The 12,316-nt window shown below is 59.3% G+C and carries 9 protein-coding genes and 1 pseudogene; 2 read left to right on the top strand and 8 right to left on the bottom strand.

What is annotated here, in order from left to right; translation table 11 throughout:
• Positions 1-58: 58 nt before the first annotated feature.
• Positions 59-928 (top strand): ATP-grasp fold amidoligase family protein, encoded by an 870-nt coding sequence (locus FA87_RS01020; protein ID WP_043697102.1) that lies wholly within the window; start codon positions 59-61, stop codon positions 926-928.
• Positions 929-1,203: 275 nt separating this feature from the next.
• A complete protein-coding gene (locus FA87_RS01015; protein ID WP_043691767.1) occupies positions 1,204-1,839 on the top strand; it encodes an outer membrane beta-barrel protein in 636 nt (211 codons plus the stop codon).
• Positions 1,840-2,905: 1,066 nt separating this feature from the next.
• Here FA87_RS01015 and FA87_RS01010 read toward each other — a convergent pair.
• The 8 genes and pseudogenes from FA87_RS01010 to FA87_RS00980 form a co-directional block, all read right to left on the bottom strand.
• A protein-coding gene (locus FA87_RS01010; protein WP_239709139.1) for an IS3 family transposase occupies positions 2,906-3,921 on the bottom strand; the annotation gives its coding sequence in 2 pieces (ribosomal slippage) (positions 2,906-3,726 and positions 3,726-3,921; 1,017 coding nt in all).
• A gap of 168 nt (positions 3,922-4,089) precedes the next feature.
• Positions 4,090-4,380, bottom strand: a complete 291-nt coding sequence (locus tag FA87_RS20130; protein WP_081996420.1) for a YrhB domain-containing protein — start codon at positions 4,378-4,380, stop codon at positions 4,090-4,092.
• On the bottom strand, positions 4,377-9,044 hold the full coding sequence (locus tag FA87_RS01000; RefSeq protein WP_052191072.1) for a hemagglutinin repeat-containing protein: 4,668 nt from the start codon (positions 9,042-9,044) through the stop codon (positions 4,377-4,379). The genes FA87_RS20130 and FA87_RS01000 overlap by 4 nt, the downstream gene beginning before the upstream one ends.
• A 161-nt stretch (positions 9,045-9,205) precedes the next feature.
• Complete coding sequence (locus FA87_RS00995) at positions 9,206-9,697, bottom strand: contact-dependent growth inhibition system immunity protein (RefSeq protein WP_043691760.1); 492 nt, start codon at positions 9,695-9,697, stop codon at positions 9,206-9,208.
• A gap of 76 nt (positions 9,698-9,773) precedes the next feature.
• Positions 9,774-9,989: pseudogene (locus FA87_RS00990) on the bottom strand (transposase); the annotation flags it as partial.
• A 44-nt stretch (positions 9,990-10,033) separates the two neighbouring features.
• Entirely contained in the window at positions 10,034-10,453 is a 420-nt protein-coding gene (locus FA87_RS00985; RefSeq protein ID WP_043691757.1) for a hypothetical protein, read from the bottom strand.
• 204 nt (positions 10,454-10,657) lie between these two features.
• Positions 10,658-11,011: a DUF596 domain-containing protein gene (locus tag FA87_RS21255; RefSeq protein WP_081996419.1), complete on the bottom strand. Its 354-nt coding sequence runs from the start codon at positions 11,009-11,011 to the stop codon at positions 10,658-10,660.
• Positions 11,012-11,595: 584 nt separating this feature from the next.
• Positions 11,596-12,216, bottom strand: a complete 621-nt coding sequence (locus tag FA87_RS00980; protein ID WP_197062348.1) for a DUF2247 family protein — start codon at positions 12,214-12,216, stop codon at positions 11,596-11,598.
• Between the last annotated feature and the right edge of the window lie 100 nt (positions 12,217-12,316).

Genomic DNA, 12,316 nt, shown 5'->3' with positions numbered 1-12,316 from the left:
TGCGTTTTACCAGCCAACCGGTCAAAACAAGGAAGCCTCTGAGATGTCCGGAAATTCGATGAAACGCGCCCTCATCGGGCACCTGCCTGCCATCGCGCCGGTCGACCACCTCGTTCACCTGTTCGGCTTCGTGATGCAGCACCGGCGCCTGCCGCGTCGGCGACACCCCTTGTTCAACGACGTCATCCATCGCATCAAGGCCTCCACCGAGATCGTGGACCCGTTGCGCGTCTACGTAACCGACAAGGAATTCGTGAAGACCTTCGTCCGCGACCGAGTCGGCGACGAGCACAACGTGCCGACGCATACCGTGTTCCGCCGGGTGGACGACGTCGACATCGATCTCATCCCCGACCGCTGCGTGATCAAACCGACGCATGCGAGCGGGCAGATCATCACGCGCAAGCATGGTGAGCCGGTCGATATGGCGCGCATCCGCGGCTGGTTCGCGCTGAATTATTACCGGACCTCACGGGAGCGAAACTACAAGAACCTGCAGCCGAAGGTGATCGTCGAGCCGTTGATATTCAACGACGCGGAAATCACCGACTACAAGGTGTTCTGCTTCCAAGGGCGGCCGCGGCTGATTCAGGTCGACTACGGAAGGCACTCGCGGCATGTGCGCAAGTTCTACGACCTGGACTGGCGCGAGCAGGGTTTCGGGCTGGTGTACGAGCGTGGGTCGATCGACTTCGAGCGGCCGGCGAATCTCGACAGGATGCTGCAGGTGGCGACGCGGCTGAGCCAGGGGTTTTCGCTGGTGCGCGTGGATATGTATTCGGACGGCGAGTCGGTCTTGATTGGCGAGATGACCAATTGCCCGAGTGGCGCGATGGGCGTGTTCAGTCCGCCGGATGGCGAGCGCCTGGCGTCGGCGATGATCTTTGGAGATCTCACCGACGAGATGCTGCACACGCAGGTGGCTTGAGTTCCGTTGGGCGCACGCTATTTGTGATATTGGCGCACGACGGTGCGTAGTCCTTCTCCCAGTCCCACGTAAGCGCTTTCTGAGAAGCACGGGCGGGGGCGCGTAACCACTTGCGCTGGCGATTGAATTCTCGCCCTGAGGCTGTCCGATGGCCCCGCTGTCGATGCCGTCATTCCCCATCCTCGTGATGGCGCACTCCGCCTAGACTGCCGTCGCCTCCACGGCCCGTCGGCGCACCGCCCGGCGGAATGCTGCACGCTTCCCAAGGATGCCTCATGCAAAAGGTCTTGCTCGTCACCACAGCCGCCCTGGCTCTGACAGCCGTTTCCTTCACCGCCGCCGCCAACCCGGCCGGCGCTTTCCTCCGTGCCGACATCGGCAAAGCTCGCTACGCCGTACCGAGCAAGCTCTATGACGGCAAGTCCGCACGCGCCTATGAACTCGGTGGCGGTTATCGCTGGGGCATGGGTGAACACGTCGCCCTCGGTGCCGAACTTGGCTACGCGGACCTGGGCAAGGTGAAGTACCGCGCCACGGGCACGCACCGGTACGGCAGCCGGACGTATCCGCTGAGCACGCGAAGCGAGATCGGATCGCGTGCCGTACTCATCGGCGCCAACCTGAAATGGGAGCTGCCGCAGAGCTTCTCCGTCACCGGCCGCGCCGGTATCGCCCGCATGCGAACGCAGCACTGGAGCCACACGCAGGCTGGCCCGGGTTCAGACTATTACCGTGGGACGCTCAAAGGCGGTAGCCGCTATCTCGGGCTTGGCGTGGGGTATGCGGTGACCTCGCATCTCGACGTTGGCATCGATGTGACGCGTTACACCTCACAGATCTCCGGGATTGCTTCCAGGCATCGAACGCTGTCGACGCGCGTGCTCGGCATGGCGATCGAAGCGCACCTGTAATGGCACGGCCACCGTGCGGAGCCTCGCTCGCGCACGGAGGCTCGCTACCGGATCAACCCGGACAGGCACGCCCCCGGTGACGACTCAAGCTTGCACACCCGCGGTCGCCTGGACCGTCGATACATGCATGCTAAGGCTATCTAAGCGGAAGTACAGAGTCGAACGTGCCCCACAAGCAAAGGGAACTCATGGCATGCAGCCGAGACGAGACTCGGATCTTTTCGCGAGAGGTACTCGCCCGCGCTGATACGCGAAGCTGCAGCTCGCTCCTTAACTTCGAACAATATCGCGGGCCCAATCGCCCAATTAGTTCCTGGAAGGCCTTCCCGCTCGTGACCGAAGAGAGACCAAGTAAGTATGCCTCGAAATGCATCTACAGCTTCACGCAGACGTTTCGTAACAGATGCGTCTTCCAGCGCAAATCTGAAGGCTACAAACGGACACCACATGACGGTCTTCGGCTCATCGCTTCCTCGAGCATTGCCAGATCCAAGTCCGTGCTGTTGATACCTCCGCCAAGCCAACGGATTCAGCCCAAATATCAAATCTAGAAGCTCAATCTCCGAAGAAACCAAAGCGTCTATGTTCATTGAAGGCCCTTTAGTTTATCCGAGATAGTTACCCCACCCGGACTTATTGAATTGATGTGCTTCTCCCAATCACCTTTGGGAATCGGCGTGGGTGAAAGGCGTGGATCGTAAACATAACGGCCAGGGGACCAATCAACGGACCAAGTAAACCCCATATACCACCGCCTATCATGGTCACTTTTCATGCTGAGGTTTCGGACCGTCGTCACCCGTCACACCTACCGCAAGATTTAACGGTTTTTCCAACCGCCATTTTTGTTAATCTCGATCACTATCCCCTCGGCGGTAAGCAACGATTCAAGGCCGTAGGGAACACCTGCCGAAGCTGACACCGACGCCACCACCGCGTTCTTCGAAGCGTTCTTGACTGAATGATTCTCCGGCTGGCTCAGCGGATTTCTGTCATGGGCCGCCGCAAGGGAAACGTTGTCCGACGTCCCCCCGCCTTGAGTAGCGGTCCGATCTTGAGTTCAGGATTAATGTAACTGTTTCGCGTAAGCGGCGGGAGTCAACCCGCCGAGTGCCTTCTTGGGTCGCTCTTCGTTGTATTCCCGTCGCCATTTTTCGATCTCGGTTCGGGCATGCAGCAGGCTGGGAAAGCAGTGTTCGTTGAGGCATTCATCGCGAAGCCTTCCATTGAATGATTCGATGTAGGCGTTCTGATTCGGCTTGCCGGGCTCGATCAGGCGCAGCTGTACGCCGCGTTCGTGTGCCCACGCGACCATGGCCTTGCCACAGAACTCCTTTCCGTTATCGCTGCGAATGATCTTCGGCAGGCCTCGTGTAACGGCCAGGCGGTCCATGACGCGCGTTACGCCGACGCCTGAGATCGCCAGCTCAATCTCGATGGCGACTGCCTCATGCGTGGCGTCATCGACGATCGTCAGGCACTTCAAGACACGCCCTTCGGCGGTGCGGTCGAAGACGAAATCGATGGACCAAACCTCGTTCGCGGCCGCCGGCCGGAGCAGTGGCTGCCTGTCGGCCGGAGGCACCTTTTTCCGTTTGCGCCGGCGCACCTGCAGGTTCGCCTCCTGGTAAAGGCGCTCGACTCGCTTGTGATTGACCATCCGTCCGGCCCGGCGGAGTTTCAGGTAGATCATGCCGACGCCGTAGCGTTTATGGCGATTCGCCAGTACGCAGATCACCTCGCGCAGCTCGACATTGGAGTCGGGTCGCGGTTCGTATCGGTAAGCGCTTGCTCTCATGCCAGCGATCGCCAGCGCCCGGCGCTCACTCAGCTCCTGGCCGATCAGATAGCGCACCAGCTCGCGCCGGTCCGGTGCGCTCACCATTTTTTTCGCAGCGCTTCCTTGATGACCTCATTTTCCAGAAGCTGTTGGGCCAGCAGTTTTTTGAGGCGGCCGTTCTCCGACTCCAGGTCCTTCAGCCGCTTGGCCTCGGGCACGCTCATGCCGCCGAACTTGCTTCGCCACAGGTAGTACGAGGCTTCGATGAAGCCGTGCTTACGGCATAAGTCCTTGACCGGCATGCCGGCCTCGGCCTCACGCAGGAAACCGATGATCTGTTCTTCGGAAAAACGCTTCTTCACGTCCAATCTCCTTCTCGTGGGGGATTGAACTCGAAACCGGGGCGCTACTCAAATCTGCGGGGACGTCGGACAGCGCTCTAGAGACGAACAGGCATGGAAGGCCAAGCGCTACGGAGCATCGATAATCCCCGACCTCTTTCTCTTCTCATATGCAATCAACTCATCATCAAGCGACAAAGCCGTTGTCAGAGACTGAATTTCCCCTGTATCGCGATCGACTATGAATGGCGCGTTCCCGGCCAACTGCGATGATGGATTGTTCGTTTCAAGATACTCACGAGATTGATAAATAAAATACCAACCCTCAGAAAATCGCCGACTAACGACGATTTCCAAGGGTATCTCCCCACCATCAATGTAGCTTACGGCAATACGCACTGCCTTGAGAAAGTCGATCACGGGTTAGTCCTCAACAATTGGAATGTTTGGAATTTACTCATGTCCGCCACCGCCCCTGTTTGTCCATCGAGGAATCTGACTACGCCTCCTTGGTTCACGACGTTAAAGACGTGACCGACTTCGCCAGGCCCATTAGAACCAAAAACGATACCGCGGGCGCCACTGCCCGCCCCTGCCATTTGGGCAACGATATCACTTGGCGCTAACGAGCTACTGAACTTTGTCCCGAACTGCATCTCAAGGACACTGATTGGAACACCGTCGTTGGACATATTCGGCAGCGCTGATGCCGGATTTCCCGCCAGCGTAGCATCCGTTGCAATGGAGCAGTTCACACAGTTACGACTTCGTCCGTCAGCTGGAAATCCTGGATTAACCTCACGGATAGAGCCGGCGACGCCGTTTCCGGTAACGCCTCCGATGCCCCCAATGACAAGGTTCGTGTTGCTCGCGCCACCAAGGGCAAGGGCCAACGCAAGGTTACTCGAGCCCCCGCTTGCAGCGAGCCCACCATCACTCAAGATCATACCGAGCTGTGACGTGTACGCGGCCGATCCAGGCGTTGCCAGCGCATTCCAACCGGAGGTACCTACCGGCCAGCCCGCAGCGGACTCAAATGAACCAGCCGCCGCGCCGCCCGCTGCCAGCCCGGTCTTGATCAGCGCTCCGTAAAGAAAAGCCCCGGTATTCGCGGCGGTCGGCGGACCATATGCGTCGGCGACCTGGTTCGAAAGCGTCCAGGCGGGTACGTCACTTGAGAGGTACGTGACCGTCCCTGTGATGATGCTCTTTCCGTTCTCATAGACGCCGTTTACGACTGCGCCAGGAATCTCCGTTGGATTCGCCTGATAGTGCTCAAGTGTCGCCGAAAGGGAATCGCGTGCGCCGCTAAAGCCAGCGACAACCTGGCGAAACTGGTATCCCAGCTCGTAAGCCGGGGCATAGTCTGCAGCGATCGACTCGCCAGGCTTGAGCCCATATTGCGCATAGTACGCGTTTGCGACGTAATCACGGTCCGAGTAGGTCAAGCCACCCTGTGCCTTCGCAATTTGAGCGAAGGCGTTATTTGAGAAGACCTCCCGCTCGTGATCGCGCGAAAGACTGAGCATCTCCATTTCTGCGGTAATCTTGTCCTTGCACGCCTGATTGGCGCACGCCGCCCTGCGCTTGTCCGCATCCTCGACCTCGGAGTGAAGTAGCCAGTTGTACTGCGTCGCCGCCTCGGCGACGCTCGATCCTGTGTCTCCGCCCACCGCCAGGCCGAGGGCGGCACTCCCCATTTTCAGCAACGTTGCAAACTCTGGGGAGCCGGGCTGATAGCCGGCATCCTGCAAGGACTTAGCCATCGAATTGATCGCGAGCTGATTCGCCGTCGTTCCTGCCAAAGCGGAGCCGATATCGCCTCCGCCGAGGCTAGCAACCGCCGCGGCGACAGCGCCGTGCAGTGCGATCTTCTCCGGACTTCCGTCTTTAAGCCCAAAGGTCTCACCGATAGCGCCGGCAGTACGAGATCCCACCTGTCCCGCGACCTGGGCCATCTCCTGTTGCTCGGCCAGCTTCTTCTCGTCAAAGATCGGCTTCAGGGTCTGGCTATCGAGGGTGCCATCGCGCTTCAGACCCGAAAGATCGACCGGGCCGTCGCGTTCGATGATCGTGCCGCCGGCAATCGAGCTTTCCGTCGTACTACTGCTATTGCTCTTCTGGGCAAGGCCAAGGCTCGGGGAACCGGATACTCCCTCGGGTCCATAAGAATTTCTGGCGCCGTCGTCGCCCGACTTACCCGTACTGAAACCACCACCGACACCGATGCTGCTGCTCTTGTAGCTAGCTTCATTCTGAATGTCTTCCCACGTCAGTGAACCGGTCGAAAGATAGTTCTTCGACGGGTCCGCAGTGCTGGCAATGACCCCGCCCGCAAGGTGAGTATTACCGCCGACGACGAGCTGGAAGCCACCGTCGCCAGCACCGATACCACTGACCTCGTTGACGCTCTCGTAGTGGGACTTTGTCTTGCTCTGGCTGAAGCTTCCGCTGCCGCCGTAGCCGAACGTCACGGTCACACTGGCCTGTTGTTGCTTACTCGCGTAGTCATCGGTGTCCTGCTCGCTCTGGATGAGCAGGTGGCCGCCGATGTTGCCGACGACGGAGTTCCCCTTGAGCTGTGCGCCCTTGATCGTCGTATCGTTGCCAGAGACGATCGTGAGTCCGTCCGTTGCGTTTACGACGGTTTCGGCATGAGTCACGCCATTACCGACGGCCTTTCCACGACGTGCCGACACCGACAGGTAAATGCCCGTCTGCGAGCCAATCGAGAAGCCGATCTCGCCACTTCCGTTGCGGTTGGTGCTCTTGCTTGAATGCGCCTCTTCCTGGCTAAGCAGGTTCAGGTTGTTAGCAGCGGCAAGCGCAACGTTCTTGCCATCGATATTGCTGCCAATGATGTTCAGGTCGCCGCCCGTTGCGGCAATGGTCACATTGCCGTCGCTACGGACGTTGCTCCCGTAGGCACGTTCCTCGTGAGTCTTTGTTTCGCTACTGGCACTGCTTGCACCAATGCCCACGCGAAGCGAGATTCCGCCATCGGCGCTTCCCGTACTTCCGACCGCGTCTTGGTACGCGGATACACCATCCTTGATCGCGTAGGCCGTCTTCGCCGCGTACAGCGCTTTGAGGCGGCCATCCTCGACCTCGGCACCTCGGTGCGCCGTGCCGTAAGCGGCCGTAGCAGCATCGACGACGCCACCGGTCAGACCCAGAGTAATACCCGCCGTCTGCTTCTTATACGTCTGACGCGTGTCCGCGGTCGCGACGGCGGCATCAATCGTCACATCCTTACCGACGATCGTGGTCCCTTCCTTGCTGAGCACATCGCTACCGGTGATGTGTACCGTGTTACCCGCCGTCAGCGTGACCTTGCCATCCGTGCTGCCGATGACACTACCCGTCGGCGTACTGTCGTTCTCTTCGTAGCCGGTCTGCTCCTTCGACCCGCCAATCATCACACTGAAGCCACCGCCGGACATCAGACCCGATTTGCTGACGGTCTTGTCGTGGGTTTCGCTATGCGTGGTCTCGGCCGTGCCGATGGTCAGGTTGTTTCCCGCGGTCATCACCAGATCGTTGGTTGCACCGATCTGCGCACCCTGCGTAGTGATGTCGTGCCCTGCCGCCACGGTCACACTGTCGCCGCTGATCAGCGTGCCGACCGCGAGGCTATCGACCGTCGCGTCGTAAGCGTTTTTCGTCGTGCTCGACATCGTGCCGGACTTGACGCTCTTGGTCTGCTGCTCCCAGTTGTGCAGCTCCTGACCGGCATTGAGGTTGACGTCATTCTTTGCCGCCAGGGCGACGCCGCCCGTCTCGCTGGTGATCGTTGCGGCCGTTGCGTTGATGTCATGCCCGGCGCTGACGATCACGCCGTTGCTGCCGTCCAGGCTGGTGCCCGTCAGCATCTGGTCCATCGTGTGGGTCTGGACAGCCTTCTTGCCGTCCTTGGTGTAGCTTTCGCTGCGCTGCGTGTCGGTGATCGCATTCAGCACAACGTCGCGGCCGGCACTGATGGCCACCTGATCCCCGGCCTTAACCTTAGCCCCCTCACTCACCACATCCCGACCCGCCGCGAGCACCGCATTCCCGCCCGCGTCAATCGTCGTCACCGTGTGCACGGTGCTCTCGCTGTTCTGCTTTCCACCCTGCACGGCCGTCGTCTGACCGATCGCATTGAGGCTAAGATCACGCCCGGCGACCAGCTGCGCATCGCCGCCCGCCTTAACCGACGTTGCCGTGAGCGAGAGATCGCGTTTCGCCGACAACGACAGGTCGCCACCCGCGGACACCGGCACCGCGCCCAGCGCCAGGTCGCGACCCGCGCTTGCGGACAGGTTGCCCGTCGCGCTGATCGCACCACGCGAGGCCAGGCCCAGGCGCGCGGCGTCCACTGGCGCGATCGCGTCGCCCAGCTTCAGGCCACCCAGATCGACGCGGCCGATGTCAGCACCGCTGAGGATGTCATTGCCCGCAGTCAGGCTGACATTGCCGCCCTTGATGCTGCCCGCGTTGAGGATGTCCTGCGCGGCGGTCACGCTTAGGTTCCCGCCCGCGCTGAGGTTGCCGCCGTTGAGCAACGTGCCGGCCTTGAGGCTGGCGTTTTCACTCGCGGCGATCGTGCCCGTGTTGGTCAGCGTGCCGGAGGCGTCGAGGATCACCGTCTTGCCGGAGAGGATCGCGCCGTTCTGCGCGACTTCCTGCGCGTGCGCGGCGGACAGGTAGACCACCGGCACGAGCACCTTCTCGCCGTTGACCTCCTGGCTCACCATCCAGACGATGTCCTGGGTGAGGCTGGCCATCTGGCTGGCGGTGAGCGCGATACCGACCGAGAGCTGGAACTCGCCCGACGCCGACACGCCCGCGTCCATCAGCGCGCGGTACTGCGCCATGGCGTCGGTATTGTCGGTGAGGTAGCGACGACCCGTGAGCGAGGTGATCTGGTCGAGCACCATGCGCTGCTCGTAGAAGCCGTCACCCAGACGCTTCATCGTGCCCTCGCCATTAAAGCCGAGGCGGTCCATCAGGTAGTCACTACCAAGGAAGCCGGCCTGGCTGGCGAAGCGCGGATCGGTCTCGATCAGGTACGGGCTGGCGCTGCCCGGGTGGGTGGTATACACGCCGTCGGCAGTGCCGACGGCACCGTCGTTGTTTGCGGCGGAGGCATTCCCGGGAGGCCGGCACCGCCCGGATTGCACTAAGAGATCAGAGGATCATACCTCTTAGCCGAAGGCTCAGCCTAGCTCGCCACACCGACCGCAACGCAGGCGTAGGCGTAGGCCTATCGGCAACGAGAAAGACCCAAAATAAGAGCGTCGCCGATCTCTTTCAGACTCGAACTCAATGCCACTGCCACCTTATCCTCTTGATCAATGCCTTCTCCCGTCCAAGCGTCAAGTCTCTCGTGAACAGTAGGTGACACGACTATAATGCCATCTGCCTCGTATATCGAACAGCACTTCATATCACGGTAGAGCTGCTTTCTCGTTTTGTAGCCGAAGGCTTCAATCAGATGAGCATCCCTTGCAGCTTCATCCTTCTTCCGCTCCTTCCAATCGAAGAAGGTTGGGTACTCATCCAAGCTAAGCCAACGGCTCTTCTCTAGCGCGCCTTTAACCGCGTTACCGAGTATTTCTGGCTCAGCATCGGCGTTGAGGCAAGCGCTTAAACCCATAGGATCTCGCCCCATGAGACCAAGACCCGAGAAGGTGTCCACAAGAATGAATTCAGGCTTGAGGTAAGCAGAGGCCCCACGCCGAGGTTTTAATGACATGTCAATTTCCCGCTGCCTTTGTCACATTCAGTCGGACATCCTTAGATGCTGCGTAGTCTACAGCGCGCTGAATCTGTTGCTCGGCCAGCAGCTTCTTCAGTCGGCCGTTCTCAGTCTCCAGTTCCTTAAGCCGCTTGGCCCCCGGCACGCTCATGCCACCGAACTTGCTGCGCCACAGATAGTACGAGGCCTCGCTGAAACCGTGCTTGCGGCACAGGTCCTTGACCGGCGTGCCGGCCTCGACCTCACGCAGGAACCCAATGATCTGCTCTTCGGAAAAACGCTTCTTCACGTCCAATCTCCTTCTCGTGGGGGATTGGACTCGAAACCGGGCCGCTACTCAAATCTGGGGGGACGTCGGCTTTTCGCATGAAGGCGATCAGCGGTATAGACCCACGCCTTCGACTGGACAAGATCCCCATCGGCGAACCAGGCATAAAGTGCCATCTCGTAGGCGTGAGACTCCAGTGAGCGCAAAGAGCCATCTTCGCTCTCCGCCCCTTTGAGCAGTTTCTTCACCGCGAGCTGAGCGACGTCTTCGGCAAATTGCCCATGAATGCGCCCAGATAGGTGGGATACGCGCGACGTACCACCGGTCAAGCTAGCAAAGTTACCGTCTGGCGTGTTGCCCAGCTTGAGGCCACCCAGATCGACGCGGCCGGTGTCTGCGCCACCCAGGATCTCGTTGCCTGCGGTCAGGCTGACGTTGCTGCCCTTGGTGCTGCCCGCGTTGAGGATGTCCTGCGCGGCGGTCACGCTGAGGTTCCCGCCCGCTGTTGAGCAACGTGCCGGAGGCATCGAGGATGACCGTCTTGCCGAGGACCCAAAGCCATCGAGATAAACTCCGGCCCATTTTCGACCTGTATGCGCACAGGGCAGGCGCGTACCTGCCGTGAGCGATCCGGGGCAGCGGCAATGTAGGCTCGGCGCCGCTATGTTGAGGAGACTCCGGCCGCCCCTTTACGTCCATAGATCGACGCCATCAGCCGCGTGCCAAACCAAAGCACCGGGTGCAACTGTAAGAAACCAAAGACCGATACCATCAAGATCGTCAGGAGATGGATCGATAGGCCATAAACGAAGAAAACTACTCACCTGCTCATCCAAAGAACCTTCCAGAAGAATGCCGTTGCGGGCGAGACTCACGGCTCCCTCGCTCAGTAGCGCTCGCAATATCGCGAAAAAGACTTCCTTCTGAGACAGGCATGCCCCCGATGACGACTCAAGCAAGATGCCTACATGCTGCCAGAGCGTCCCCAGGGATAGCCCGAAAGAGGAGCGACCAACGGAACAAAAAAATTTGTCGTAACTCATTCAGACTTAGCCTCCACTCATCCGTCGCCATTAAAGTGCGGCGTCACATCCTCTACAGTCCACGTAATGCTGCCGGCAATTTCCGACCAACGAGTCGCCAGCTTTCAGCCTTGCACATCCCCGGTCGCTTGACCGCCAATACACTCATGCCAGAGCGATCCAAGCGGAAGTACAGAGTCGAACGTGCCGCACAAGTAGAGGGAACTCATGGCATGCAGCCGACACGAGACTCGGATCTGCTCGCGAAAGGTACTCGACCGCGCTGATACGCAAAGCCTTGGCGGCATAGAGCGCTTGCAGCCGATTATCGTCGACTTAGCTGCCACGCTTCACTGAACTCCGAGCGTTCATAGCCAGTTCGACCATCGAGCCACCATGCCACACCGTGATGCCGCTGGAAGTGCGTGGTTTACGACGTATCCACCGCCGCATCAATCGTCACGTTTTTGCCGATAAGGCTACCTGTGTTCGTAAATTCCGCATTGAGTGAGCACCTACAGGTTACGCTCGAAAGGAAGACCTTAGCGCCTGGTGCTGACGAAGATATCGGCGAAGCCAAGTCGTCCCGCACAATTAACTTCGAGCTAGGCAATCACCTCGATTCCGACAATAGAGCAAACCCTCGCAAGATCGGAAAGCTCACGCATGGTCCATTCGCGAAAGGCGGCGAGAGCGATCTTATAGTTCTCCTCAGACGAGTATCGTTTCTTGGAATCGCCGCCTACTGCGGGCAAGGTTGGCATTACTTCGCATGTCGACCAAGCCAAACTAATGCCCTCTAACGCGTTCAATCCATACACGAAATCCTCATCTGGGGCGTCGAGATAACTCACTACAGCCGCGAATCGCCACAGTTTCACAGACTGAACGTCATCCGCGCCAACTGCGATAAAGATTTGAGAGACGATTTCGCGAACCTCCCGCAACGTCAAGGATGGATCTGTCGCAAGCGCGACGACGTTGTGCAATTGAGGACTCGTCGAACTAACAATCGCGAGCCGATCGTAAGCGAAGCTGGCGACATCACGTATTTGAAGCGACCCGCCTAAACCAGGGACACCGTTCAAGCCCAGATTGACGACACCCCAATCGACGAGTTTATGAGTCTTAAGGCTGTTATATGCGCCGTCTATCACGGCTTCGTTGGAATCCCGGTCATGCCACCATTTGGAACAGACGATCGAATGAGAAAAGGTGAGCGCCAAGCTTAGGATCAATGATCATATCGATGCGGTCCGAGGCGCCATACAACGGACCCTCGATCTGATACACGGTCCATCTACTTCCCAAGGTGCTCCGCCGACC

The sequence above is a fragment of the Luteibacter sp. 9133 genome (genome assembly GCF_000800155.1).
GTDB lineage: Bacteria > Pseudomonadota > Gammaproteobacteria > Xanthomonadales > Rhodanobacteraceae > Luteibacter > Luteibacter mycovicinus.
This window is presented reverse-complemented; position numbering and strand designations above follow the sequence as displayed.